The sequence below is a fragment of the Hominisplanchenecus faecis genome (assembly GCF_020687205.1).
GTDB classification, from domain to species: domain Bacteria; phylum Bacillota; class Clostridia; order Lachnospirales; family Lachnospiraceae; genus Hominisplanchenecus; species Hominisplanchenecus faecis.
The window spans coordinates 1-25,563 of record NZ_JAJEQE010000032.1 but is presented as its reverse complement, the minus strand read 5'-3'; the positions used below and the strand labels follow the sequence as shown (position 1 = coordinate 25,563).

At 47.1% G+C, this 25,563-nt stretch carries 24 protein-coding genes and 1 tRNA gene; 1 reads left to right on the top strand and 24 read right to left on the bottom strand.

The annotated features are described in order from the left end of the window. Nucleotides 1-25: 25 nt before the first annotated feature. The gene (locus LKD42_RS09775; RefSeq protein WP_173866406.1) at nt 26-640 is read right to left on the bottom strand and encodes an anti-sigma factor family protein; all 615 of its coding nucleotides are present in this window, start codon (nt 638-640) and stop codon (nt 26-28) included. Between the two features lie 147 nt (nt 641-787). Here LKD42_RS09775 and LKD42_RS09770 point away from each other — a divergent pair. Next, a tRNA-Leu gene (locus LKD42_RS09770) sits at nt 788-871 on the top strand. Between the two features lie 95 nt (nt 872-966). Here LKD42_RS09770 and LKD42_RS09765 read toward each other — a convergent pair. The 23 genes from LKD42_RS09765 to nrdR form a co-directional block, all read right to left on the bottom strand. Then, on the bottom strand, nt 967-1,437 hold the full coding sequence (locus LKD42_RS09765; RefSeq protein ID WP_147631274.1) for a SpoVA/SpoVAEb family sporulation membrane protein: 471 nt from the start codon (nt 1,435-1,437) through the stop codon (nt 967-969). A gap of 31 nt (nt 1,438-1,468) precedes the next feature. Next, nucleotides 1,469-1,891 (bottom strand): stage V sporulation protein AB, encoded by a 423-nt coding sequence (locus LKD42_RS09760; protein ID WP_248835574.1) that lies wholly within the window; start codon nt 1,889-1,891, stop codon nt 1,469-1,471. Nucleotide 1,892: 1 nt separating this feature from the next. Beyond that, nucleotides 1,893-2,555, bottom strand: coding sequence for a stage V sporulation protein AA (locus LKD42_RS09755; protein WP_173895854.1), 663 nt, complete (start codon nt 2,553-2,555; stop codon nt 1,893-1,895). A 100-nt stretch (nt 2,556-2,655) separates the two neighbouring features. Beyond that, entirely contained in the window at nt 2,656-3,369 is a 714-nt protein-coding gene (locus LKD42_RS09750; RefSeq protein WP_173897843.1) for a SigF/SigG family RNA polymerase sporulation sigma factor, read from the bottom strand. Further along, the gene (spoIIAB, locus tag LKD42_RS09745; protein WP_022119315.1) at nt 3,348-3,788 is read right to left on the bottom strand and encodes an anti-sigma F factor; all 441 of its coding nucleotides are present in this window, start codon (nt 3,786-3,788) and stop codon (nt 3,348-3,350) included. The genes LKD42_RS09750 and spoIIAB overlap by 22 nt, the downstream gene beginning before the upstream one ends. After that, nucleotides 3,778-4,119 carry an STAS domain-containing protein gene (locus LKD42_RS09740; RefSeq protein WP_243872539.1) on the bottom strand — a complete coding sequence of 114 codons (342 nt, stop codon included), beginning with the start codon at nt 4,117-4,119 and terminating at the stop codon, nt 3,778-3,780. Before LKD42_RS09740 ends, spoIIAB begins: the two co-directional genes overlap by 11 nt. 294 nt (nt 4,120-4,413) lie before the next feature. Continuing rightward, nucleotides 4,414-6,021 carry a tetratricopeptide repeat protein gene (locus LKD42_RS09735; protein WP_248835573.1) on the bottom strand — a complete coding sequence of 536 codons (1,608 nt, stop codon included), beginning with the start codon at nt 6,019-6,021 and terminating at the stop codon, nt 4,414-4,416. Between the two features lie 9 nt (nt 6,022-6,030). Continuing rightward, nucleotides 6,031-6,180 (bottom strand): hypothetical protein, encoded by a 150-nt coding sequence (locus LKD42_RS09730; protein WP_022119312.1) that lies wholly within the window; start codon nt 6,178-6,180, stop codon nt 6,031-6,033. Nucleotides 6,181-6,196: 16 nt separating this feature from the next. Continuing rightward, a complete protein-coding gene (locus LKD42_RS09725) occupies nt 6,197-7,492 on the bottom strand; it encodes a bifunctional folylpolyglutamate synthase/dihydrofolate synthase (protein ID WP_248835572.1) in 1,296 nt (431 codons plus the stop codon). 211 nt (nt 7,493-7,703) lie between these two features. After that, nucleotides 7,704-8,453 (bottom strand): amino acid ABC transporter ATP-binding protein, encoded by a 750-nt coding sequence (locus tag LKD42_RS09720; RefSeq protein ID WP_022119310.1) that lies wholly within the window; start codon nt 8,451-8,453, stop codon nt 7,704-7,706. Next, entirely contained in the window at nt 8,443-9,123 is a 681-nt protein-coding gene (locus LKD42_RS09715; protein ID WP_022119309.1) for an amino acid ABC transporter permease, read from the bottom strand. The genes LKD42_RS09720 and LKD42_RS09715 overlap by 11 nt, the downstream gene beginning before the upstream one ends. Nucleotides 9,124-9,145: 22 nt before the next feature. Beyond that, complete coding sequence (locus tag LKD42_RS09710) at nt 9,146-9,916, bottom strand: basic amino acid ABC transporter substrate-binding protein (RefSeq protein ID WP_248835571.1); 771 nt, start codon at nt 9,914-9,916, stop codon at nt 9,146-9,148. Between the two features lie 152 nt (nt 9,917-10,068). Next, a complete protein-coding gene (locus tag LKD42_RS09705; protein ID WP_248835570.1) occupies nt 10,069-10,971 on the bottom strand; it encodes a radical SAM protein in 903 nt (300 codons plus the stop codon). Continuing rightward, nucleotides 10,968-11,975: an aspartate--ammonia ligase gene (asnA, locus tag LKD42_RS09700; protein WP_022119306.1), complete on the bottom strand. Its 1,008-nt coding sequence runs from the start codon at nt 11,973-11,975 to the stop codon at nt 10,968-10,970. Before asnA ends, LKD42_RS09705 begins: the two co-directional genes overlap by 4 nt. A 60-nt stretch (nt 11,976-12,035) precedes the next feature. Beyond that, nucleotides 12,036-13,295, bottom strand: coding sequence for a uracil permease (gene uraA / locus LKD42_RS09695; RefSeq protein WP_248835569.1), 1,260 nt, complete (start codon nt 13,293-13,295; stop codon nt 12,036-12,038). Nucleotides 13,296-13,331: 36 nt separating this feature from the next. Then, on the bottom strand, nt 13,332-16,550 hold the full coding sequence (gene carB, locus LKD42_RS09690) for a carbamoyl-phosphate synthase large subunit (RefSeq protein ID WP_248835568.1): 3,219 nt from the start codon (nt 16,548-16,550) through the stop codon (nt 13,332-13,334). 235 nt (nt 16,551-16,785) lie between these two features. Next, complete coding sequence (locus tag LKD42_RS09685) at nt 16,786-17,541, bottom strand: amino acid ABC transporter ATP-binding protein (RefSeq protein ID WP_022119303.1); 756 nt, start codon at nt 17,539-17,541, stop codon at nt 16,786-16,788. Nucleotides 17,542-17,551: 10 nt separating this feature from the next. Next, a complete protein-coding gene (locus LKD42_RS09680) occupies nt 17,552-18,202 on the bottom strand; it encodes an amino acid ABC transporter permease (protein ID WP_022119302.1) in 651 nt (216 codons plus the stop codon). A 111-nt stretch (nt 18,203-18,313) separates the two neighbouring features. Continuing rightward, the gene (locus LKD42_RS09675; protein ID WP_248835567.1) at nt 18,314-19,195 is read right to left on the bottom strand and encodes an amino acid ABC transporter substrate-binding protein; all 882 of its coding nucleotides are present in this window, start codon (nt 19,193-19,195) and stop codon (nt 18,314-18,316) included. 121 nt (nt 19,196-19,316) lie between these two features. Continuing rightward, nucleotides 19,317-20,114: a hypothetical protein gene (locus LKD42_RS09670; RefSeq protein ID WP_022119300.1), complete on the bottom strand. Its 798-nt coding sequence runs from the start codon at nt 20,112-20,114 to the stop codon at nt 19,317-19,319. 20 nt (nt 20,115-20,134) lie between these two features. Further along, the gene (locus LKD42_RS09665; protein ID WP_248835566.1) at nt 20,135-21,310 is read right to left on the bottom strand and encodes a DUF5716 family protein; all 1,176 of its coding nucleotides are present in this window, start codon (nt 21,308-21,310) and stop codon (nt 20,135-20,137) included. Nucleotides 21,311-21,337: 27 nt separating this feature from the next. Continuing rightward, the gene (locus tag LKD42_RS09660; protein WP_248835565.1) at nt 21,338-24,898 is read right to left on the bottom strand and encodes a DUF5717 family protein; all 3,561 of its coding nucleotides are present in this window, start codon (nt 24,896-24,898) and stop codon (nt 21,338-21,340) included. A gap of 102 nt (nt 24,899-25,000) precedes the next feature. Next, entirely contained in the window at nt 25,001-25,450 is a 450-nt protein-coding gene (nrdR, locus tag LKD42_RS09655) for a transcriptional regulator NrdR (protein WP_022119298.1), read from the bottom strand. Between the last annotated feature and the right edge of the window lie 113 nt (nt 25,451-25,563).

The window sequence follows — 25,563 nt, the reverse complement described above, 5'->3', positions numbered from 1 at the left end:
TGTTCCAGTCCTCTTTTCTGTTCTTTCACTTTTCTGTCGTTTTTTCAGTCTGCTTCTTTTTCTTCTTTTTTGATTTCTTTGATTTTTTCTTGTTTTTCTTCTTTTTCCTGTTTTTCGACTGCTTCTTTTCTGTCTGTTTCTGCGTTGTTGTTTCATTTTCTGTCGAAGCAGTGTCTGTTTTTATCAGAGGATTCTTTGTTTCGCTTTCTGTTTCACCCGGCTTAGACTCTGTCTCTGCCTGCCTTCTGTCTTCTCTGTGTATGGATAAAAACTGACAGATCGGATTGTGTTCCATGGTTCCGTTCTGCCACAGATCTGCCTGTGTCATTAGGATCACAACCAGAAGCAGCTCCGCCAGTACCATGAGCCCCATGCGGTAGATCCTGGAAACTTTTGTCCTCCATATATAAAAACGACTTTCTTCCAGACGGTTCTGCAGTGCCTTTTTGACATTATACACCTGATCCGCCTCATCTTCATCCAGGCGGGCTATAGTATAATGTACGGTATAGTATATTTCCAGCTCCTCATAACATTCCTCACAGCTATCCACATGTTCCAGAAAGTCTTCCAGATCTTTGTCATTGAGTTTTCTCATAATATAAGCTGTTACCAATGACTGGGCTTTTTTACAATCCATCGTGATCCCCCGCTGTCTTTTCCTTTGTTTTTCGTTCCCCCTCAGTATATCCTATCTCCGTTCGGGTGTAAAGTAAAAGAAAACACGCAAAAAACGCTTGCAATACCAGAATATTTATGGTAAACTAAATATCGGTTTTGAGATTTTGCCGGTGTGGCGGAATTGGCAGACGCACTTGACTCAAAATCAAGCGGTTTAACAGCCGTGCCGGTTCGAGTCCGGCCACCGGCATGAAAAAAGTCCTGAAGAACATTCAGGACTTTTTTTAATCGAATCTGTCACTGATACAAACCTGTAGTGCACCGCCTGCCAAGACGGGATTCATCTCACATTTGATATACAGTCACCTGAAAGATCCAGTAGATCAGTCCCAGCACCCAGCTCGAGAAGATCCCATACAGGATCACAGGTCCTGCAATCGTAAAGATCTTGCATCCGATCCCGAAAACCTGCCCTTCTTTCTGATATTCGATCGCAGAAGCTGCCACCGAATTGGCAAATCCAGTGATCGGCACCAGCGTTCCTGCTCCGCCGAACTTTGCAAGTTTCGGATAAATATTCAGACCGGTGAGTATCACACTGACAAAAATCAGGATCAGGGAACACCAGCTCGCTGCAATGTCTTTTTCCAGTCCGAGCATATCCCCATAATTTAAGATTGCCTGTCCGATCACGCAGATCACGCCGCCTGTCACAAACGCTTTGAGCATATTCAACGGCAGACTGTGCACCGGTGTCACCTGTTTGACATAATCATTGTATTTCTGATTTCTCTGTTCTTTTAACACATCTTTCATGTTCTTAACATTCCTTCCTGCCGTCTGCTTTCTACATGCCCCAACGCCTGTAAAAATGGTACAGACTGCCCGCCGTTTTTCCGACTGCAATCGCGATCACAATCAGACTGTAACCTTTTGTAATGCCGATTCTTCTGGCAAAGATGGGAAAAATATTGACAATTTCTGCCAGTGCCAGGATCCATCCACCAACAAAAATCCCAAACAGCACACCCATCAGCACAAGACCAAAAATTCCCAGTGGAATCCGGATCTGATACACCGTCAGAAGATTTCCGAAAATGGCTCCTGCAAGTATCGCTGTCTCATATCCTTTCACATGCTTTGCCGTATGTGTGATCCCGACAAACCGCGTGATGATCCCAAGTCCCACCATCAGGGCGATCACACCGCCTGCTATGACAAAACCTCCGGAGAGTCCCACGACTGCCGGAATGATCTGTTTTTCCGCCATATCATCCACCCGCCTTTTTCTGCTGATTTGTGTTTTTCTGTTTTTTCGGGTCACGGGTGCTTCGCTCGATCAGCGTCGTGTCGATCTCATCTTCGTAAGTACGCATCTCCACTTCCAGAGGTGTCGGATCTGCCGTGATCTTTCTGCCGCCGAAATGGTTGAAAAAGAGCAGTATCCCAAGCCCCAGCCCAATCGAGTACGAGAACTCCATAACCGTAAAACCACTGGACGGTGTGCCCGTAAACTGCTGATAGATCTGAGCAAACAGCTTTGGAATGTCCACATCGTTGTTAAACGTCATGATCGTAAAAGCCGCCCCAAAAAACGACAGTGCCGCGACAAATATGGTTTTTGCGTAACTGAGCACACGCCCCGGCTGTTTTTTTGCTTCATACGTCACAAGGAAATCATACTCTCCGATGTTGTTGATCTCAAGCCCGGAAACTTCTTCCTGGATCCGCTCAATCAGCTCCATGACCGACATCGTATGTCGCCCCGGTTTCCCGTTTGTCGCCTGCGGCACTTTGATGGTTTTCACAAGATTTTCTGTCTGTTTATCTGTACAGAGAATCTGTGCGAGATCACCAATCGTTACTTTTTTGTCATGTACCTGCACATTTCGATCCACTTTCAGATAAAGTGTCTCACCGCCTGCCTGCTTCATATCGTAGCCTCCAGCTGTATTTTTCTTTCTTCTGTAGTATCTCCTTTGTTTTGTTTTTTATTCCCGGTTATCATCCCTTTCTTTTTCCCAGAATCCGCCTTTACAGCCGTTCCCTCAGTTTCCCCAGAATCTTCTTTTCCATCCTGGAAACCTGCACCTGTGTCATATCCAGTTGTTTTGCGACCTGCACCTGCGTCAGGTCTTCAAAATAGCGAAGCCGCAGAAGATCACGTTCTTTTTCTTCCAGCGTACCAAGAAGACTGTTTAAAAGCATATGATCCAGAAGTTCTTCTGAGGCATCTTTTTCTTCTTTTATACCGTCCATCAGAGAAATGGCATTTCCGTCCCCCTGGTAAATGGTCTTGTGCAGCGATTCTACCTCGCTTGCAGACTCCATCGCCATCACAATCTCTTCTCTTGTCGCCCCGATCTCTTCTGAAACTTCTTCCAGGGTTGGTTCCCTCCCGTAATCCTTTTCCAGCTTTTCTCTTGTCATGCACACTTTTACCGCCATCTCTTTTAAAGAGCGGCTGACCTTGATCATCCCGTCGTCCCGCAGAAACCGTTTGATCTCTCCTGCGATCATCGGGACTGCATACGTCGAAAATCTGACATCATAGGAAAGGTCAAATTTATCGATTGCTTTTAACAGTCCGATGCTTCCAATCTGTATCAGATCTTCCATCTCACATCCTCTGCCATTAAAACGCCTCGCGACGGTATAGACAAGTCCCATATTCTGCTGTGCGAGTACATTCCTTGCATCTTTGTCCCCCTTGTGAGAACGTTCGATCAATGCAAGGGTTTGTTCCATCCGATCTCCTTTCGCATGGAAACCGTGGTTCCATGTCCAGGTGTGGATTCGACATGCACTTCATCCATAAAAGCTTCCATAAAGGCAAATCCCATACCGGAACGTTCCATCTCCGGTCTGGTCGTAAACAGTGGTTCCATGGCTTTTTCAATGTCCGGGATGCCGCATCCGGTATCTTTGACCGACAGGCAGAGGGCATTTCCTTCGATATGACAGGATACCGTTATTTTCTCCACCTTTCCGTCATATGCATGTACGATACAGTTTGTGACTGCTTCTGAAACTGCTGTCTTTACATCCGCCACCTCTTCCAGCGTCGGATTGAGCTGTGTCATAAAAGCGGAAACTGCCACGCGGATAAACCCTTCGTTGCAGGAGCGACTGTCAAACTCTATCTTCATTTCGTTTTCATACCCCATGTCTGTTCCCTCCATACATCGCCCCGGTTGTCTGTGGGGTATCCTCGTAAATCCCGACAATTTTATAGATTCCGGAAAGCAGCAGGATCCTGCGTACCCTCTGGTTTACATGAATTGCCGTCACCTTTCCTCCAAGCGACTGCATCAATTTATAGCGACCCATGATCATACCGATCCCGGCACTGTCCATAAACACCGTCTCCCTAAAATCAAAGATCACCTGTTTGACTCTCCGACTTCCCATCAGCTGATCTGCCTCCCGGCGTATTTTCTCTGCACCGTGATGATCCAGCTCTTCCGGAACAAAAATGATCATGTCGCTCCCTCTCATTTTCACAAAATCCTGCATCTTTCTGATATCCCCCAATCTTTTCCGTATACTGTTGCTTCAAGTCGAACGCACGTGAGACTTGGCACGCGATTTTGGTCAGCTTTGCTGACATTTACCCAACAGAATCGCTGTGCATCCTCGCGGAGCGTTTATCTTAGTCGGAGATTGCACTTCCACTAAGACAAATTTGTTGCTCGCCACTTATAGGGAGTCTTCTCCGACTAAGATAAAAAAAGAAGCCCTCACCGATCTTTTTCGATCTGTGTAAGCTTCTCTTTTGTATTTCATATTTTCTTATTCGATGCCAAACATGTTGTTGATATCCGCAGTACCGTTATCGCCTGTGGTATCGTTGCCGGTCATATCATTTCCGGTCGTATCACCCGCCCCGGTGGTGTTATCCGTTGTCCCGGCTGCATTTGTGGTATCGGTTGTTCCGGCTGTATTTGTGGTGTCCGTTCCTCCGGTCGTCGTACCCTGTGTGGCATTTGTCGTACTGCTGCCCGATGAAGTATCGCTTGTGATGTAGCTGGAAATATTATAAGCTGCCGCCTGTGTCGGGAACTGCTGTACGATCTGCCGGAAGATCTTGTTCGCCTTTTTCGTATCGTTGTTGTTACGGTAAGAAAAGGCCAGATAATACCAGGCATTGAAATCATCTGTCTTGGCTTCGGTCGCCTTTTTTAGCTGTGTGATCGCTGTTTTATAATCTCCGGACGCAAACGCCGTTGCCCCTGCATTGTAGGCCTCCGTAAATACATAGTCCGCAAGAGCCGTTTTCAGTGTCGCATACAGCTCCTGACCTTTTCCGGTCATGCTGCTCTCCTCGATCTGATTGAACGCATCCGCTGCTTTTGTCATATCGTTTGCCAGATAATAATTGGCTGCCTGCAGGATCTCATCATAAGAATCTGCCTTTTTATCCGCTTCTTCTTTTGCCTTGTTCGCTGCATCGACCTTGCTCTGATAGCCGTCGATCTCTTCCTGCAGTCCCTGCACCCTGGAAACCTGAGCCGCCATCTGGGAGTTGGCATCCGTTACCTGTGCATTTGCCTTTTCATAGATGCTCTGACGTGTCGATGGTACAACAAGGAACCACACCACAGCCGCCCCGAGTACAATTCCGAGGAAAATATTGATAAACGTGGCAACCGCCGAGCTGTCACGGAACGTTGTCGGCTGGATGATCATCTCATTGCCGTTCATGTAGGTTACCGTGCCGCTTAAGCGATCAACCTTTTCTTTTGCATATTTTTTCTTACGTTTGACATCCAGACTGGTGCTGATACCGGTCGCCAGCTCCACTTCCTGGAGATAGCGGAGTGTCGTTGTATTGTTTGTGTCAATGAATGCTGCTTTTTTGAGCAGTTTTCTTGCTTTTTCGTAATCCTGATGTTTCAGATAAAGCAACGCTAAAAGGTGGTATGCCTTGATCAGTTTTGGATTCTGGGAAAGTACTTTTTTCAGCTGGATCATTGCCATATCATCATGATCTTCACGGCAGTAGACCAGTGCCTGATTGTACTTGCGGATCGTCTGATTGATCGTATCCAGCTTGTTTTTGTTGGACTGCAGCTTGTCTATGTAGTATTCCGCCAGATTGTCATTCGGGTTCATATTTTTGCTGATCACCCATTCGGTCAGTGCAGATACAACCTCACCTGACTCAAAATAGACCAGTCCCAGAAGATTTCTTGCATCTTTATTTTCTTTGTTGAACTCAAGACTTCTCTTCAGTGATTTAATCGCTCCCGACAAGTCCCTGACGCGTGCTTTGTCCAATCCTTCGTTGTAAAGCAGATTGGAAATACGTGCCACACGTTTCAGTATCGTAATGTCCGCTCCGCATCCGGTACAGTAATCAATATCGGATAATGGAGTTCCGCAGTAAATACAATTCATGCTGTCCCCTTATCTTCTTATCTTCTTTTTTTCATCTTTCATCAGCTCTTTGAGAATATCGGTGATATCCGTCAGATCCCGATTGTAGATGGCATCTTCTGCTTCATTCACATCGAGGCTGGAATGAAATTTTTTTAATTCTTCTTCGTAATTAATCATAAAATCTGCTCCTTTGTCATGCCTTGCATTTTTCCAGGATTTCTTTGATCTCCCCTACCAGATATAAAGATCCCGCACAGAACAAAAGTCCGTCCTGTCGAAGGGTGCATGCCCTTTCAAACGCTTTCTCGATATCCGGTTCCGTTACGATCTGTGCGTCTGTGTATTTTGCAAACACTTCGGAAAGTTCCCCTGCCGGCACGATGCGGTCGCCTTTGATCTCCGTGACTACCACCGCAGACGGTGTCGTCTGGCTGCAGATCGTGTGGATCATCTCTTCGTAATTTTTCTCTACCACAGCGGAGAACAGCAGTACGATCCGATAACGCTCCTGTACGCTCTGCACGGTCTTTACAAACTGTGCGATACCATCCGCATTGTGTGCCCCATCCACGATCACACCCGGCAGAACGGTTTCCATACGTCCCTGCCATTTTGTCTCTTCGATCGCCCGGATACGAAGATCTTGCGAGATCTCCTGTTTCGGATCGATCACATCCATGGCAAGCAGTGCCAGAGAACTGTTCACCACCTGATATGGTGCAAGATAAGGTGCGGTCACTTTTGCATGTTCATAATACCCACAATTCAGGCAAAAATCAATACTTTTGTCCGTGTTTCCCAAAATTTCATACATTTCTTCTTTCAGTGCAAACGCCGGTGCGTGAAGCTCTTTGGCCCTCTTTTTGATGACCTTTTCTGCCTCTTCGTTTCTGCCGTCGTAGATGACCGGCACACCTTCTTTGATGATCCCGGCCTTTTCCCCTGCGATCTTTTCGATCGTATCTCCGAGGATCTCCGTGTGATCCAAGCTGATCGAAGTGATCACCGTTGCGATCGGATGTTCGATCGTGTTGGTCGCATCGAGTCTTCCGCCAAGACCGGTCTCCAGAACCACGTATTCTGCCTTTTCTTTCTGAAAAGCAACCATGGCAACCGCATAGAGCAGCTCAAAATAAGTTGCATGCGGCAGTCCGTCTTTTACCATGCCGTCAATGGCTGCCTGTACTTTCTGATAAGATTCCAGAAAAAGCTCGTCGCTGATCGGTACATTGTTGATCTGGAAACGTTCGTTGATCCGAACCAGATGCGGAGAGGTAAAAAGGGCGGTCTTTTTGCCTGCCAGTGTCAGCATCTCTGAAAGAAAGGCACAGACAGAACCTTTTCCATTGGTTCCTGCAACATGGATCACCTTCATGCCGCACTCCGGATGTCCCAGTCTTTTTAACAGCTCTACAGTATGTTCCGGTTTGTTTTTTGTCGTAAATTTTGGTACATTAAGTATATATTCTACTGCTTCTGTATAGTTCAATTTTATCCACCACTTTGCTTTTAGATTTTTACAGTCCGGACAGCAAATGCTCCTGCCACACTGTATCATTACGTTTCTTCTATTATTATAGCGATGCCTGTTTAATATGCAAGCATTTCTTTTCGCATAATTTTTCATCTGTCAGCATAAAAAAACGGCACCGGAGCTTTTCTGACACCCATGCCGTTTTCTGTATTTCGATAAATTCTCTTTAAAGAACTTTACTCAGGAAACTCTGAAGTCTCTCTGTTTTTGGTGCCGTAAAGATCTCTTCCGGCGTTCCTTCTTCTACGATCTTTCCTTCCGCCATAAAGATCACGCGGTCGGAAACTTCTCTTGCAAATCCCATTTCATGGGTTACCACGACCATGGTCATGTGCTCTTTGGCAAGATCTCGCATAACATTTAACACTTCTCCGACCATCTCCGGGTCAAGTGCGGAAGTCGGCTCGTCAAAAAGCATCACTTCCGGATTCATACACAGGGCACGCACGATGGCGATTCGCTGTTTCTGTCCGCCAGAGAGCTGGCTTGGATAAGCATTTGCACGGTCAGCAAGTCCTACTCGCTCCAGAAGTTTCATAGCCTGACCTTCTGCTTCGTCTTTGCCGCGTTTCTGCAGTTTCATCGGGGCGATCGTCATATTTTTCAGGATCGACATATGCGGAAACAGGTTGAAATGCTGAAATACCATTCCCATTTTCTGACGGTGCATATCAATGTCCGTCTTCGGATCCATCAGATCTTCCCCCGCAAAAATGATACGTCCGTCCGTCGGATCTTCCAGACGATTCAGACAGCGAAGAAATGTACTTTTACCGGAACCGGAAGGTCCGATCACACAGACAACCTCGCCTTTTTTGATGTCGGTGCTGACACCGTTCAGTGCATGTACGCTGCCGCCGAAAGTCTTGGTCAGGTTCTGAACCTGGATCAGGGTTTCTTTTTTCTCAACGCTCACTGTTACGCAGCCTCCTCTCTAAAATGGATACCAGCTTTTCAAAGAAAAGCACCATGATCAGATAGATCGCTGCCACCATAAGAAGCGGGAACAGAGCATTGTATGTCTGGCTTCGAATGATATCTCCGCCTTTCGTCAGATCCTGAATGGCTATGTATCCGGATACGGAAGTTTCTTTTAAAAGTACGATAAACTCGTTTGCCAGTGCCGGAAGCACGTTTTTCAGTGCCTGCGGCAGGATAATGTAGATCATGGTCTGTGTATAGTTAAAGCCCAGGCTTCGGCCTGCCTCAAACTGTCCGTCATCAATCGACATGATACCGCTTCTTATGATCTCTGCCACGTACGCACCGGAGTTGATACCGAATGCCATGACTGCAACGATGATTTTATTGATATCCACGCTTGCAAATACGACAAAGTAAATGATAAGGAGCTGTACCAGTACCGGTGTTCCTCGTATTACGGTAAGATATACTTTTGCCAGAAAATTCAATATTTTCCCTTTTCCTGTCTTGTCATAGGTTGAACGGATGACTGCGATCAGGAATCCGAGAGCAATACCGAGAATGACTGCAAAAAAGGTAATCTGCAGTGTCGTTCCCAGACCGTTCACAATGTATTTCCATCTGTTATCTTTAATAAAATTCAAGTATAATTGTCTTGACATGGCATTCCTCTGTCACTTTCTTTTATTTCGCTGTGATATACTTGTCAACGATCTTATCCAGCTCACCGGAATCTTTCAGTTCGCCGAGTGCAGTGTTGATCTTATCCAGCAGTTCATCATTTCCTTTTGCTACTGCGATCGCATAATCTTCTTCGGTAAATGCTTCGTCAAGCATCTTCAGGCCTTCGTTTTCTTTCACGAATACTTTTGCCGGTTCTCCGTCGATGACAACGGCATCGATTTTGTCCTGAGTAAGTGCCTGTACGGCCTCGAAACCTTTGTTGTAACGCTCTACGGTTGCATCTTTGATGTCACCTGCATAAATATCACCAGTGGTACCAAGCTGTACACCGATCTTTTTGCCTTCCAGGTCATCCGGACTTGCAATATCGCTGTCTTCTTTTACGATAACAACCTGTGTTGCATGTGCGTAAGTATCAGAGAAATCCACATTTTCCAGGCGGTCTTCGGTAACGGTCATACCGGCCAGTCCAATATCTGCCTTACCGGATGTTACAGCCGGGATGATAGAATCAAATGCCATATCTTCGATCTTCAGTTCCATACCCAGTTTGTCTGCTACGGCTGCTGCGATATCTGCATCGATACCTACGACATTTTCGCCTTCATAATATTCATATGGCGGGAACTCTGCATTGGTAGCCATAACCAGTGTGCCGCCTGCTGCATCAGAAGAAGCTTCGCTTCCTGTTGTTTCTGCAGTCTTGCTTCCGCATCCTGCCATAGTAAGTACCATTGTTCCAACCAGTGCTGCTGCAATCAGTTTTTTCATAATTTCTATTCCTCCTGAATTTTAATAAGCTTGTCCGAAATTTCTGTCTTTTCCATCATCCGGACTGCTTCCTTGCTCTGCGTCTGAGTTTAACACTGTTTCAAAGTAATGTCAACGGAATTGGTGCATAGAAAATCAAATTACTGCATATTTTATGCTTTTATCCCCTCTCCGTCAAACGGTGGAATATAGCAGACTTTCGCACTTTCCATTTCCTGCATGTAGCCGTTCTCCACGCCAAGTTCGACAGCAAAATCCAGCAGCTTTTCGTACTCTCTTTTTGTCACTCTCCGATTCAGTTCCGGGTAGTTATCAAGTTCGCCAAGTGGTGTATACTGACACATCAGGCTGATCGCCGCCTGATCTTTATAAGTATCGTATACATATTTTACCACCTGTTCTGCTTCCTTACGGTGCGACGGCAAAAGCAGATGGCGGACCAGCACACCACGCTTCATCATGCCATATTCATCGTATATCGTCTGCGGCTGCTGACGCATCATCTCGGCAAGTGCCGCCTTTGCAGCCTTTGGATAATCTTTGGCATGCGAATATCGCAGGGCACTTTCCGGCGACATATACTTAAAATCCGTAAGATAAATATCAATCAGGCCAGTCAGCTGTTTTAAGATTTCCACTTTCTCATATCCGCTGCAGTTATAAACAAACGGAAGGTCAAATCCGCTCTCTTTTGCCATACGGATTGCAGACATGATCTTGTCCGCATAATGGCTCGGTGTGACAAGATTGATATTTTCCGCTCCCTGTTCTTTGAGTTCAAAAAAGATGTCCACCAGGCGTGAAAGGCTGATCCCCTCTCCCATCCTCCCGGCTGCGATCTCGCGGTTCTGACAGTAAACACAACGTAGGGTACAGCCTGCAAAAAAGACGGCACCGGAACCGCCCTTCCCGGAAATACATGGTTCTTCCCAAAAATGAAGGGCAGCTCTCGCCGCCCTGATGCCTTTTCCTGTCATACCGCAGAAACCCATCTGTCCATTTTCCCTCTCTGCCTTACATTCCCGCGGACAGAGACGGCATTTCTGATCGATCATAACAAGCAGATTCCTGCCTTTTCACATGCGTTCAGTGTCTCTTCATCCCAGATCGATGCCTGTACTTCGCCGACATGTGCCTTACCGAGCAGAAGCATGCAGACTCTGGACTGTCCGATACCACCACCGATCGTCAGAGGCAGTTTCTCTTCCAGAAGCATTTTGTGGAACAAAAGTTCTCTTCGATCTTCGCATCCTGCTTTTGTCAGCTGCTCTGCCAGAGATTTTGCATCGACACGGATTCCCATGGAAGATACCTCCAGGGCACAGCCCAGTGTCTCATGCCAGAACAGAATATCTCCGTTCAGTGCCCAGTCATCGTAGTCCGGTGCTCTGCCGTCATGTGGCTCACCGGACTTCAGTTTGTCACCGATCTTCATGATAAAAGCAGTTCCGTGTTCTTTTACAAACACATTTTCACGCTGCTTCGGTGTCAGATCCGGATAACGGTCCTCCAGCTCCTGTGTTGTGACAAATGCAACATCACGGTTCAGTTCCAGCTCCAGCTGCGGATAATAGTATTTCAGCTCATCCAGGGTATTGCAGATCACGCCGACAATTCTCTTGACAACGGCTTTCAGGTAGTCCTCGTTGCGGTCGCTGCGGTCGATGACTTTCTCCCAGTCCCACTGATCCACGTAACAGGAGTGAAGATTATCAAGCTCCTCGTCTCTGCGGATGGCATTCATGTCTGTCAGAATCCCCTTTCCAACACGAAAATCGTAGCGGTAAAGTGCCATACGTTTCCATTTTGCCAGAGAATGTACAACCTGTGCCTCCACGCCAGCTGCCGGGATTTCAAAAGAAACCGGTCGTTCCACTCCGTTCAGATCGTCGTTCAGTCCGGATGCCGGATCTACAAACAGCGGAGCTGTGACTCTTTTCAAACGCAGTGCCATACAGAGTTTCTTCTGCATCATTTCTTTGATGATCCCGATTGCATCCTGTGTCTCATACATAGAGAGCACGGAATGATAGTTTTCCGGAATAATTACCTGATTCATCTTTCTTACCTCCTGTTTGTGGCAGGCTCCCGCAAGAGAAGCCTGCCGCTGTGTTCATTTTTATTTCTGCGGCTGATCGTTTGTCAGTCCGAGTTTATCAAGAATATAAAATACCAGGCTCATTGCCATAGCAACAACGCATGCCAGTACCATTCCTGTCATTTCCACATTGCCGATCTTCAGTGCAATGCCGGAAAGCCCTGTCACAAATACTACCGATGTGAGCACCAGATTTCTGGAACGGCTGTAATCTACTTTTCCGTCTACCAGCAGACGGATACCGGATGTACCGATCATACCGTAAAGCAGGAAGGATACCCCTCCGATAACCGGACCCGGGATCGTGCTGATCAGTGCGGAGAGCTTACCAAGGAAGGAACAGCAGATGGATAAAACGGCCGCCCCGCCGATCACCTGCACGCTGTAGACACCGGTCATCGCCATGACACCGATGTTTTCACCGTATGTCGTGGTCGGCACCGATCCTACCAGACCAGAAAGCATGGTGGAAAAGAAGTCACCGAACAAAGTCCTGTGCAGTCCCGGTTCTTTTAAAAGATCTCTTCCGATGATCTCACTTGTCACAACCTGATGTCCGATATGCTCCGACACGACCAGAAGCAGTGCCGGAAATACCGTCATGATCGCTTCCAAGTTAAACTTCGGATACTGGAAATTCGGCAGTGCGAAGAAGGATGCCTGTACAACTTCCGTGAAATCAAGGATACCACACGCCGCAGCTGCCACATAGCCGGAAATAATCGCAATCAGGATCGGGATCACACCGAGGAACCCGCGAAAAAGGATCTGTCCAAACACGGCAACGCCAAGTGTCACCAGAAAAACGATCACGTTTTTCGGATCAATCACTTCATCCAGCAGGCCGGCATTGCTTGCGGCATTTCCCGCAAGCTCCAGCCCGATGAGGGCTACAACCGGTCCCATGGCTGCTGTCGGCAGCACGATATGAATCCATTTTGTGCCGAATTTCCGAATGATCAGTGCAACAATGATACCGCCAAATCCGATGGCAACAAAGCTTCCCAGTGCATACTGGTAACCGAATTTCTCAATGACCAGCCCCGCCGGAACCAGAAATGCAAAACTGGAACCCAGGTACGCCGGTGCTTTTCCTTTTGTTACAACGATAAAGACCAGTGTGCCGACACCGTTCATCAGAAGCACGATCGCCGGACTGATTCCAAACAGAAACGGTACCAGCACCGATGCTCCGAACATGGCAAACATATGCTGAAGACTCAGCGGGATCAGCATCTTTACAGGTACTTTCTCGTCCACCTGAATGATTTTTTTCTCCATTTTTTCTTTCTCCTGTTATTTTTATAACACAGGCTCTTATTTGATCCTTGCATGCAGATCCTGCAGGGAAACAACTTCTCTGCTGCTCTGTTTCTGGACCGTCAGGATACCTTCTGCACTTGCAAGAGCTGCTGCCATGGTCGTAATATACGGAACACGGCTCTTGATGCAGGCTCTTCTCACATAGCTGTCATCCGGTCCCTCTTCTTCACCCTTCGGTGTATTTACAACAAGATCGACTTTGCCGTTCGTGATGATATCATAGATATTCGGGCGACCCTCTGACATCTTGTATACAAACTCTGCCGGGATACCTGCTTCTTCAATGATCGCTTTTGTATGCCTGGTCGCAATGATCGCAAAACCTGCTTCATGGAAACGTTTTGCCACTTCTGCAACTTCTGCTTTCTCACGGTCGCCGACACTGATCAGAACGGTTCCTGAAAGCGGAAGCGGACTCTTGGTTGCTTCCTGTGCTTTGAAGTAAGCTTCGCCGACGCTCTGTGCCAGTCCGAGCACTTCACCTGTCGAACGCATTTCCGGTCCTAACAGCGGATCTACTTCCTGGAACATATTGAATGGAAAGACTGCTTCTTTGACACCGTAATACGGAATCTCGCGGTCTTTCTGATCTTTGATCGGTGACTCTTTCCCGGTAAACTCAGAAGTGATGATCTCGGTTGCCAACGGTACCATAGAGATTGCACATACTTTGGAAACCAGCGGCACCGTTCTGGATGCACGCGGATTTGCCTCAAGCACATAGACAACGCCGTCCTCAATCGCATACTGCATATTCATCAGACCTTTGACATGCATCTCTTCTGCAATCTTCTTCGTGTACTCTTTGATCGTCTTTAAGTTTTCTTCGGAAATGTGTCTGGACGGAATGATGCATGCGGAGTCTCCGGAATGTACACCGGCAAGCTCGATATGCTCCATAACAGCCGGTACGTAAGCATGTTCGCCGTCGCTGATCGCATCTGCCTCGCACTCCATTGCATGACGCAGGAAACGGTCGATCAGGATCGGACGGTCCGGTGTCACACCTTCTGCTGCTTCCATGTAAATTTTCAGATTTTCCGGATCATATACAACTTCCATGCCGCGTCCGCCAAGTACATAGGAAGGACGTACCATAACCGGATAGCCGATGCGTTCTGCGATCGCCAGTGCCTCATCTACATCTACTGCCATGCCTGCTTCCGGCATCGGGATCTGAAGTTTGTCCATCATTGCACGGAACAGGTCACGGTCTTCTGCCATATCAATGACAGCCGGTGAAGTACCAAGGATCTTCACGCCGTATTTTTCCAGCTCTGCAGAAAGGTTCAGCGGTGTCTGTCCGCCAAACTGTGCGATCACACCGAGCGGCTTCTCTTTCTTGTAAATGCTCAGAACATCTTCCAATGTCAGCGGTTCAAAATACAGTTTATCAGATGTATCGTAGTCTGTTGATACCGTTTCCGGGTTGCAGTTTACGATGATCGTCTCAAATCCGGCCTTTTTCAAAGCCATTGCTGCATGTACGCAGCAGTAGTCAAATTCGATACCCTGTCCGATTCGGTTCGGACCGCCGCCGAGGATCATGATCTTGTTCTTATTGTCACTTGCTTTGCTCTCATCCTTGATATGATAAGAAGAATAGTAATAAGCATTGTCTTTGGTTCCGCTTACGTGAACACCTTCCCATGCCTCTTCGATGCCGTAGCCGATACGTGCATTGCGGATTTCTTCTTCGGTCACTTCCAGGATCTGGCTTAAATATTTATCAGAGAATCCATCTAGTTTTGCCTGACGCAGAGCTTCTTCTGAAGGAACACTGCCTTTGTCTGCAAGCAGAGCTTCTTCTTCCTCCACCAGCTCTTTCATCTGCTCGATAAAATAATGTTTGATCTTGGTCAGCTCAAACAGCTCATCCACGGTTGCATGTTTACGCAGTGCCTCATACATGATGAACTGACGTTCGCTGGTTGGAACAGACAGCATTTTCAGCAGTTCTTCCTTTGACTTTTCATGGAAATCTTTGGCAAATCCAAGGCCGTAACGTCCGATCTCCAGGCTGCGGATTGCTTTCTGGAATGCTTCTTTGTAAGTCTTGCCGATACTCATGACTTCGCCCACTGCACGCATCTGTGTGCCGAGTTTGTCCTGAACGCCTTTGAATTTCTCAAATGCCCATCTTGCAAATTTGATTACCACATAGTCGCCGTCCGGCACGTATTTGTCCAGTGTGCCGTATTTGCCGCACGGGATCTCATCCAGTGTCAGACCGGAAGCCAGCATTGCGGAAACCAGGGCGATCGGGAATCCGGTTGCTTTACTTGCAAGTGCGGAAGAACGGGAAGTTCTCGGATTGATCTCGATGACGATGATACGTCCGCTCTTCGGATCGTGTGCAAACTGTACGTTCGTACCGCCGATCACTTCTACTTCTTCTACGATTTTATAAGCCTGTCTCTGCAGCTCTTTCTGAACATCTTCTGAGATCGTCAGCATCGGTGCAGAACAGAAAGAATCTCCGGTATGCACACCAAGCGGGTCAATATTTTCAATGAAGCATACAGTAATCATGTTATTCTTTGCATCACGGACAACTTCCAGCTCCAGCTCTTCCCATCCGAGAATGGACTCTTCGACCAGAACCTGTCCCACAAGGCTCGCCTGCAGACCGCGTTCGCAGACCGTCTTTAACTCTTCTACGTTGTATACCAGACCGCCGCCGGCTCCGCCCATGGTATAAGCCGGACGCAGTACCACCGGATAACCCAGTTTGTCTGCGATTGCCAGAGCATCTTCCACGCTGTAGGCAACTTCACTGCGTGCCATCTCAATACCAAGCTTGTTCATGGTCTTTTTAAACTCAATGCGGTCTTCTCCACGTTCAATGGCATCTACCTGTACACCGATTACTTTCACATCGTAACGGTCCAGAACACCGGCTGCTGCCAGCTCAGAACAGAGGTTCAGTCCGGACTGTCCGCCAAGGTTCGGCAAAAGGGCATCCGGACGCTCTTTTGCAATGATCTGCTCCAGTCGTTCCACATTCAGCGGCTCGATGTAAGTGACATCCGCAATCTCCGGATCCGTCATGATCGTTGCCGGATTGGAGTTTACCAGAATGATCTGGTATCCCAGCTGACGCAGTGCTTTACAAGCCTGTGTACCGGAGTAATCAAATTCGCATGCCTGTCCGATGATGATCGGGCCGGAACCAATAATCAGTACCTTGTGAATATCATTTCTTTTACTCATATGCTTCTCCTGTCGTTTTGTTTTCTTACGTACATCCTGTTTCCGTCTCCGACTGCTGTACGGCCGGAGACCTACGTGGTCCTTGCAGACACAAATCCGCATGCAGACATCCGTTTTGTGCCTGCTTGTCCCATGCCTCGTTTTATTATACATGACAACCGCGCAAAAATCTACTGCAAAAAACAGACAGAGAAATTTCTTTTTCTCTCTGCCTGTTTTTGCGTCAATATCCTCTTTAATCCTGGAACTTTCCAAGAAATTCTTTGATTCGCTGATTGTCCGATGTAAACAGTTCTTCCGGTGCTCCTTCTTTCACGATCACGCCATTTTCCATAAATACGATATGATCTGCCACATTTCTTGCGAAATTCATCTCGTGGGTTACGATGACCATCGTCATATGTTCTGCCGCCAGATCTTTGATGACCTTTAAAATCTCCCCGGTCAGCTGTGGATCGAGAGCTGAAGTCGGCTCATCAAAGAACAGGATCTTCGGATTCATGCACAGTGCCCTTGCGATCGAAACTCTCTGCTGCTGTCCGCCGGATAACTGATACGGATAGGCATCTGCCTTATCTTCCAGTCCCATTTTTTTCAGCAGCACTTTCGCCTGCTCCTGCACTTCTTTTTTCTCTCTTTTCTGCACACGGATCGGTGCATCACAGATATTCTTCATCACGCTGTAATGCGGGAAAAGGTTAAAGTTCTGAAAAACCAGCCCGTAGTAACTTTTCAGCTGTTTCAGTTTGCCCGGTGCTTCATAGACCGCCTCACCGTTCTGGCTGTAAGCGGCACGCTCCCCAAGATAAGAAAGCTCCCCATCATCGATCTTTTCAAGCATGGTCGCACAGCGAAGCAGCGTTGATTTGCCCGATCCGGACGGACCGATGATTGCTACGACCTGTCCCTCTCTGACATTCAGGGAAATATCTTTGAGCACTTCCAGTTCATCGAAATGCTTTTTTATATGCTTCATTTCCAGATAATTCATAGATTCCCTCCTAACGATAATAGCTCAGATGCTTCTCAATCTTCTCCATAATCCATGCAACCAGAAAATTAAATACATAGTAGAAAATACCGGCTGCCACATACGGAACCATACTGGTCTGTGAAGATGCCAGTGCCTTTGCGATCGTAAACATCTCCGATACGGCAATCACAAAGGCAAGAGAAGTATCCTTGACCAGTGTGATGACTTCGTTTGTCACCGACGGAAGGATGCGTTTGATCACCTGCGGAAGAATGATATGTAAAAATGTCTGACTTTTGCTGTATCCTAAAATCTCTGCCGCCTCATACTGTCCAACCGGCATGGATTCGATTCCGCTTCGATAGATTTCCGCAAAATAAGCTGCATAATTAAGCACAAAACCGATCACCACCGCAATGTTTCGGTAAAACGGTGAAATTTTGATCCCGAACAGATAATACGGTCCGAAATAGACAACCATCAGCTGCAGCATCAGCGGTGTGCCTCGCATGATTGAAATATAAATTTTTGTAATCCCCTGAACAATACGTTTTTTTGACATTCGTCCAAACGCTATGACCATACCAAGTGGCAGGGAAAAAAGCAGTGTGATCCCGAAAATCCAGCAGGACGTCGCCATACCCTCTGCCAGCTTCATAAGCATCTGGCTGATACCCATAATAACTTCTCCTTTCTTTGCGTAAAACCATGAGAAATACACTTTGGTTCGTTGTCCGCATAAAAAGGGCTGCCGCAGATGCAACAGCCCGCCTTTTGTTCTCTGTCTGATTTACTGGATCGTTGTGATGTCTTTTCCGAACCACTTCTCGGAAATCTTTGCAGCCGTTCCGTCTGCCGCCATCTCTTCCAGTGTTGCCTGAACTTTATCACGCAGCCCGGTATTACCTTTTTTGAAGCCAATGCCATATTCTTCTGCTGCGATCACATCATCCAGGACTTTGAAATCTGCCTTACGGCTTGTGATCTGATAACTTGCCACAACGTCATCCATTGCGATCGCATCCACTGCCCCGGATTCCAGATCCATAAATGCCGTGTTGTAATCTGCAACCGGTGTCAGGCTTCCAAACGTGGAAGTCAGCTCACTGTTGTCGTTCAGTGCTGCTTCCGCACTGGAATCCGTCTGGACTTCTACGTTCTTTCCGGCCAGATCTGCCTCAGAATTGATGTCCGAATCTCCACGTACAACGAAGACCTGATTGTTTTTCATATAAGGCTTGCTCCACTCATAGTCGTCTTCACGGCCATTCATGGTGAAGCCATTCCAGATACAGTCAATCGTTCCGGCATCCAGCTCCATGTCTTTTGCATCCCAGGCAATCGGCTGATATGCAATCGTAAGGTTCAGACGTTTTGCAACTTCTGCTGCCATCTCCAAGTCAAACCCGGTAAACTCTCCGTCATCTCCGACAAATCCCATCGGTGGGAAATCCTGGTCAAATCCAACGGTGAACGTGCCATCTGTCTTGCTGGCATCGGTAGTTTCTGCATCTGCTGTCTGTGTATCGGCTGATGTTTCGTCTCCGGAAACAGCACTTTCTGCTGTTGTATCTGCTGCGGACTGCGTCTCTGCATTCTTGGAACCACATCCTGCCAACATTGCCGATACCATTGCTGCTGTTAACATAACGCTGACTGCTCTTTTTTTCATAATATTGCCATCCTCTCTCTTTTTGTATTTCAAGGGGTCTTCCCCTGTTTTACTGCTGTATGTGACCACTCTACCATGGTAAAGTAATCAAATACTATCACATTATCAGGGCGATGTCAACTTATCTTCTGCTTTTATGATATTTTCTTTTTTCTTCCTGTAAAAACCTTGCCAGTGTTTCCTGACCGGCGTTTTCGATCTTCTGCATTTTTTCTGCCTTTGCCAGTACTTCCTGCTTCTCTTCTTCGATCTTGTCGAGCTGTTCTTTTGGCACTTTCAGCTCTTCGAGACGCTTTTTATAGTCTTCTTCCGACAGATACAGCGGCAAAATTGCCAGATAACTGCGGTACACCGCATTGGAGCGTACCATCTCATAAGACTGCCACAGACAGTCTGCGGCCTCGCGGAACAGGAACATCCTTCCGTACGCCCCCGCCATATTGCTCAGTACGCCTGCATAAAACTGAAGCCCTGTTTTCCCCTGATTGCGGTTTTGCAGGATCTGACGGTAAAGGCTGACCGCCCCGGAATACATGCCGTAATTGACCAGCAGATCCGCACGGATCTTCCTGCGGATATCCTCCGTCTGTACCTCCAGCTTGCCAATTTGCTCCTTTACCGCATACATCTCAGCCGCATTCAGATAACGTACTTCCCGGAAAACCGGCAGCACCAGCTCCGCAATACTCTCTGCGTCTTTCAGTTTCTCACGAAGATGGAACGCCAGCCTTTGCATGCCCAGCTCTCCTTCCAGCCAGTCACACAGTTTTTCATTCAGAATGCTCTCATCCAAAAGACTTACATTCTTCCAGAGATAAAAGCACAATTCTTCTATTGTATAAATATTGATATCAATACTCTCGATATAAAACGGATGTTTCGCCGCTTTCGCACGACACAACTGATACATTGCCATCATTCCTCCCTTTCCTCCCCTTTTCAGGAAAGGCTGATATTTGCTTCCCAGATTTTACCGGAAGACGGATACAGTTCACCAAGTCCAAGATCCTCCGCCCGCACTCTGCATCTGTCCGGTGCGGTAAAGGAAATGTCGAGCCGCAGTCTGGTTGCCCGTCTCGGTCGATCCGGAAGCTGGCTAAGAGCCAGGGTGTGTTCCATTTCTTCTCCCCGGACCGTTCTGGAGTAGATCACGACTTCCTTTTCATCGCCAAGCAAAAATTCACAGGTATGTCTCGCCATATACCAGTTGATCCCGGCATTCACCAGCGGATAATAGCCTTCCTGACCGCGGATCTCCATCCACATTCCGAGATTGTGCTGTATCATGTCATCGCTCAGATAGAGCGTATCTTTGCAGGCCGTCGCCCCGTTTTCTTCCATTGCCGCATAGCAGGCTCCCATGGTGTAGAGATTGTCTCCGCGAAAACTTCTCCGTTTTCTGCACAGAAAACGAAAAGATTTGTCCATCCATTCCCCTTCGAACTCTCTGCCGACCAGATAAACGGCAGAAAACGGCGTGTTTTCAAACATTTTCTCCAGATTTTTATGCAGAAGCGAATCCCTGAGGATCCCCCACTCTTCGTCCCCGCGTCCTTTTCTTGCTTTGTTGTCCAGATACAGCCGGAAACATTTTTCTGTCTTTGCAAGCACCGGTTTTGTCTTTCGCTCCAGCCAGAAATGCCATGCCGTGATGCAGTCTCTTTCGTATTCCAGTAATGCGACATGATACGTCAGAAGCTCTTTTTTCTGGTTCATCAGATAGGCATAAAAGCTCTCCAGATGTCCCTGCAAAAAAATGGCTGAGGACGGTATGCCAAGCTTTAAAAGTGCCGTGCGGATCACATCTGCCCAGATCCCTTTCATCTCGTGCATCGTCACCATAACCGTCATATGTTCCACAGACCCTGCACCTTTTAACAATGCAAAACATTCTTTCAAAAACTGATACAGTACTTCCACGCCTCTGGCATCTTTCCGTTCGACCAAAGAGAACAGATCGACCGGTATCCTGATCAGGTAATCGTTTTCTTCTTTTTCCTCCTCTGACTGCATGACCATCAGCGGTGCACGGTCAGATTTACTGCAAAATGCAATCTGAGAATAATCCCGTCCGAGATCAATTCCCACTGAAATATTGCCATGTTCTGCCAACATACTTGTCGTTCCTTTCTCTGTCCGCTTTTATCTGACCGGCAGAAAATGCTCTGCCAGACTTTCTTTTTTCAGATATTCTTCTGCCTGTGCCTTAAACTCCGTTTCCTTTTTCTGTACAAATGCTCTGCACATCTCATTTAACATACCGTAACGGCTCTGCATGTCGTTATCTTCCGGCACTTCTGTCCTTGGCAGCAGTGTAAACGGACCGGACTGCGTTTTCTTCCCGTCCTTTTCCTCATGAATCATGCAGACCATTTTTTCACCGTAAAACAGGGTAAAATCTTTCTCAAAAATACCTTCGTATACATTATGCAGCATTTCCGTATGCTCCACGGAAGTGCCTTCTTCCTGATTTTCCAGCGTGTACGTCAGCATCACGATCGCCTTTGGATCGGTGCGGTACTCGATGATGCTGCGGTCCATAAGCTGAAGGGTACGCATCAGAGATACCGGCAGCTTTTCAAAGAATCCAAAGCACATATGCTTATCGCCGCACTCCTGAAGGATCTGTGACATCAGGATCAGCTGCTTTTCGGAAGCTTCCCCACATTCGGTACGGTACCTGAGATAAGCCAGTCTGCATGCCGGATCAACGGATTCGGATGCATTCATCCTTCGCTCAATCTCATCAAAAACCGGCTTCTGCACGTCCATCCCTTTCACAAAATACTGGTAAGACATCAGATTCAGATAAGCCGCAAGCAACATCTTCTTGCCATACTTCCGGCGGTAGGATTCAAAGATCGGTTCCGTTTCTTCCATGCCCGTCCGCTCAAATGCCAGCATGATCAGGATCTTTTCTTCCAGTGCCATGGTATCCAGGTCAAAATTCTTGCCGGCTTTCCACAGGGTCTTCATCGTCTCCATCGGTCCGTCGTAACCTGAGAGCAGATAAGAAAGAATGGCCTCATCGTATTTTCCGTGGCAGAAACAGTAATGGCACAGATAGAGCAGCATTTCGTCCTCTTCCGGTCCCTGCTCCAAGATCCTGCGGCTGCACAGACGCACCAGAACGCCAAGCGGGATCTCTTCCGGTCCGAACCTGGATACCAGAAGGAATGCTTCTTTGCACATGCCTTCTCTGACCAGAAGTTCCACCGTCTTTGCCTTATCCACCGCCGCAAAAACCTCAAGATCCATATCGTGCAGGTGCTCATAGAGCGTATCATCCTGCAGATTATCATAATAATACTCCAGGATTTCTTTTCTTAGCTGCTGCTTGTAGTCTTCTTTTACATCCACGAACTCCAGCATGCCGAAAAAGTCTCGGATCTTCTCCTGTGTGATATCCCTTGATCTCTGTGCTTCTGTACAGGAATACAGCAGAAATCCCGGACTGTCCGGTGCAATCCTGCGGCACATAGAAAACATATCGCTGCCCTTAAGCAGTCTGGTAATGGTATAATCAAATCCTTTTGTATGCCATCTTCCTTCGCGGTCGATGATAAAAATACAGGCATCTTCCGTATAGATCTGCACGTTTGCCGTATGTTTGGAGAAGATCACCGTCTGGATCTCTTCGAGCTGTCTGTGGACAACGGCAACTGCGGATGCATTTGGATCTTTACAGCAGATCTCACAGGTGAAAAGTGCATGGGAAAGATTCTCCGTCATCCTTGTATTTAACATGGATTTTGTGAGAAACTCCTGATAAATACACGCCAGCTCGCGGTTCATGCGTCCTGCCATCAGCTGATCCACCATATATTTCTCGATCGCCGCACGATAGCTGTCGTAGGTCTTTGGATCCTGTTCTTTATTGTCTATAATATTTTTATATAAAACTGCCTTTTTCACATAATCAAGGCTGCTGTTCTCATAGGAAAAATACATCCGCACCATCTGCGGCAGGAGTCCTGTCCGTTCTTTTCCCATGGACTCCACATAATATTCATACAATCCGGTCAGACGCAGTCCTTCGGCAACACCCTTTTCATACCAGTTAAAATAAGCAGCACCCACTTTATGTCCTTTGATCAGCAGACTGCAGATCGCACTGACCACACTCTTTGACGGATACTTGGTATAGCACTGGCACAGGATCTGATACATGGTCGCATCATAACGTCTCTGCCGTCCGGCAATATCTGCCACCTGCATCACGAGTTCTTTATCCAGAAGATCGTTGCGGCAGATAAAACGCAGCACCTGAATCTCAAAATCATCCAGCTTCTTTAACAGAAGCGGTGACTTCCGAAACAGCGTGAACGCCTCCAGATACATCAGTCTGCTGCGGCAGCCCATTTTATACTGTCTTCGGATTGCTTCCAGTTTCTGTGACGGATGCTGCAGAAGATTCTCCTTCAGATATAACAGCACCCACTGAAGCAGCCATTCTTCCTGATTTTTCAGGTACAGATCCTGGATCTTGCTTTCGATATAATCAATATATTTCTCATCTTTATCATAAAGAGTCGTCAGATACTGATAATAGCCCTGCACGGCCGGACGGTCTGAGATCCTCCGTTTCTGCTCCAGCTTTTCAAGCAAAGTACAGGCGATCTCCGGCTGATCTGCCGCAAAATAGATTTGTACCTGATACAGCTTCATCATGATATCCTCTCCGCCTGCCTGTTCATAGCGTGCAAAAGAATCTTCCGCTCTGGCGATCCAGGTATTTAAGCTGATCTTCTTTAAGCGAAAATCCAGATAATCCCGGTAGAGACGCTCGATCTCCTTTTTCTGGATATGAGCTCTGTGATCGATCTCTTTTTCGGTAAATTTGCGTGCAGTCACTTCAAAGGTTTTCTTCCAGTTTCCGCTTTTTAAGATGATCCGGCCAAAATTGTGCCCGGCATGCATCCGTGCCGGATCGATCAGATAATCCAGAGTAAAACTGCTTCCAAGAAAATCATCCGGGCGGATCAGGCTCTGCTCCGGCTGCAGAAATGCCGCATCCGAAAAGACTTCGATCTGCGAATAGCCCCATCCGTTCTTTACGATCTCAATCTGCTCCTGAATGACCGAAGCGATCTGTGAAAATTCCTGCCTTTCTTTTTTCAGTTCATATTTTATGGCACTCTTTTTCCCGGTGCTGATTAGAAACTCCTCCATAAGTTCCATGCTCATGGTCTTGCTCCTCAGTCCGCGGTTGAGAGCCTCAAACTGCGGATACTGCTTTTCGATCGTCCTTGTAAAACTCCTGGAGCAGAACATCGCATACGCTTTCTCGTAATGCTCCTTTGCCAGCTGTGCAAAAGAATCCAGCGTAAATGCCTCTCCTGCCGGAAGCTGCACCTTTTTCTGCATGATCACAAAAGAAAAAGGAAGTGCTTTTTCTCCCATGTTCGTGCAGACGGTAAGACTTCCTTCCAGCACATCTCCGGCTTTCATTCCCGTAAAATCCACATCAAAAGACAGCTTCGGTTCAATCCCGGAAAATTCTCTCGGCTCACATGCCACGCGTGCATCCGAAGAATACAAAAATCCCCGGATCCTTTTCTGCTCTTTATTTTTTATTGTAAAACTGCCGAAAAACTTTTCTCCTGGTTTCACCACCGCACGAATCTCATCACAGGAAAAAAGAAGATCTGGAGTCTTATATTCATATATTCCATTCATCAGCTCTTCTATTCTTCGCTTCATGCTTTCTCCATTTCTCTGTGTGAATCTCACACATGATCGCTTATTTCTGCCAAATGCCATACAGATCGTTTCACATTCCGTACTTTCAGGTCTGACATCTGTTTACTCTAATATTTTCTTTAATTCATCCATAAAAGTATTGACATCTTTAAATTCGCGATAGACTGACGCGAATCTCACATACGCCACCGCATCCAGGCTTTTGAGCTTGTCCATAACGATCTCCCCTATGGTCTTGCTGTCAATCTCTTTTTCTTCTCGATTGAAAATCTCCGTTTCAATCTCATCGATCATCCCGTTGATCCTCTGTACAGAGATCGGACGTTTATAACATGCCCTTACGACTCCTGCTTCAATCTTGGACCTGTCATACTGTTCCCTTGTCAGATCTTTCTTGATCACGGTGAGCGGGATCGTTTCCACCTTTTCGTAAGTGGTAAAACGCTTTCCGCAGGCATCGCAAAGTCTCCTTCTGCGGATGGAACAGTTATCATCTGCAGGCCTTGAATCTACTACCCTGGTATTATCCTGATTACAAAACGGACATTTCATCTTTTTCCTCCTGACTGTGCCTGGTGTACTTTTCGTTTCAAGTCGAACGCACGTGAGACTTGGCACGCGATTCTGGTCAGCTTTGCTGACATTTACCCAACAGAATCGCTGTG

Coding starts and splice junctions, on each gene's coding strand:
- LKD42_RS09680 (WP_022119302.1), bottom strand. CDS start 18,202: ATGGGTATCAGCCAGATGCTTATGAAGCTGGCAGAGGGTATGGCGACG.
- nrdR (WP_022119298.1), bottom strand. CDS start 25,450: ATGAAATGTCCGTTTTGTAATCAGGATAATACCAGGGTAGTAGATTCA.
- LKD42_RS09740 (WP_243872539.1), bottom strand. CDS start 4,119: ATGAGAGGGAGCGACATGATCATTTTTGTTCCGGAAGAGCTGGATCAT.
- LKD42_RS09665 (WP_248835566.1), bottom strand. CDS start 21,310: ATGTTGGCAGAACATGGCAATATTTCAGTGGGAATTGATCTCGGACGG.
- LKD42_RS09750 (WP_173897843.1), bottom strand. CDS start 3,369: ATGGAACAAACCCTTGCATTGATCGAACGTTCTCACAAGGGGGACAAA.
- LKD42_RS09730 (WP_022119312.1), bottom strand. CDS start 6,180: ATGATTAATTACGAAGAAGAATTAAAAAAATTTCATTCCAGCCTCGAT.
- LKD42_RS09715 (WP_022119309.1), bottom strand. CDS start 9,123: ATGTCAAGACAATTATACTTGAATTTTATTAAAGATAACAGATGGAAA.
- LKD42_RS09660 (WP_248835565.1), bottom strand. CDS start 24,898: ATGAAGCGAAGAATAGAAGAGCTGATGAATGGAATATATGAATATAAG.
- LKD42_RS09705 (WP_248835570.1), bottom strand. CDS start 10,971: ATGATCGATCAGAAATGCCGTCTCTGTCCGCGGGAATGTAAGGCAGAG.
- LKD42_RS09765 (WP_147631274.1), bottom strand. CDS start 1,437: ATGAAAGATGTGTTAAAAGAACAGAGAAATCAGAAATACAATGATTAT.
- spoIIAB (WP_022119315.1), bottom strand. CDS start 3,788: ATGGGGTATGAAAACGAAATGAAGATAGAGTTTGACAGTCGCTCCTGC.
- LKD42_RS09755 (WP_173895854.1), bottom strand. CDS start 2,555: ATGAAGCAGGCAGGCGGTGAGACACTTTATCTGAAAGTGGATCGAAAT.
- carB (WP_248835568.1), bottom strand. CDS start 16,550: ATGAGTAAAAGAAATGATATTCACAAGGTACTGATTATTGGTTCCGGC.
- LKD42_RS09760 (WP_248835574.1), bottom strand. CDS start 1,891: ATGGCGGAAAAACAGATCATTCCGGCAGTCGTGGGACTCTCCGGAGGT.
- LKD42_RS09775 (WP_173866406.1), bottom strand. CDS start 640: ATGGATTGTAAAAAAGCCCAGTCATTGGTAACAGCTTATATTATGAGA.
- asnA (WP_022119306.1), bottom strand. CDS start 11,975: ATGAATCAGGTAATTATTCCGGAAAACTATCATTCCGTGCTCTCTATG.
- LKD42_RS09710 (WP_248835571.1), bottom strand. CDS start 9,916: ATGAAAAAACTGATTGCAGCAGCACTGGTTGGAACAATGGTACTTACT.
- LKD42_RS09670 (WP_022119300.1), bottom strand. CDS start 20,114: ATGATGGCAATGTATCAGTTGTGTCGTGCGAAAGCGGCGAAACATCCG.
- LKD42_RS09675 (WP_248835567.1), bottom strand. CDS start 19,195: ATGAAAAAAAGAGCAGTCAGCGTTATGTTAACAGCAGCAATGGTATCG.
- LKD42_RS09735 (WP_248835573.1), bottom strand. CDS start 6,021: ATGAATTGTATTTACTGCGGAACTCCATTATCCGATATTGATTACTGT.
- LKD42_RS09685 (WP_022119303.1), bottom strand. CDS start 17,541: ATGAATTATCTGGAAATGAAGCATATAAAAAAGCATTTCGATGAACTG.
- uraA (WP_248835569.1), bottom strand. CDS start 13,295: ATGGAGAAAAAAATCATTCAGGTGGACGAGAAAGTACCTGTAAAGATG.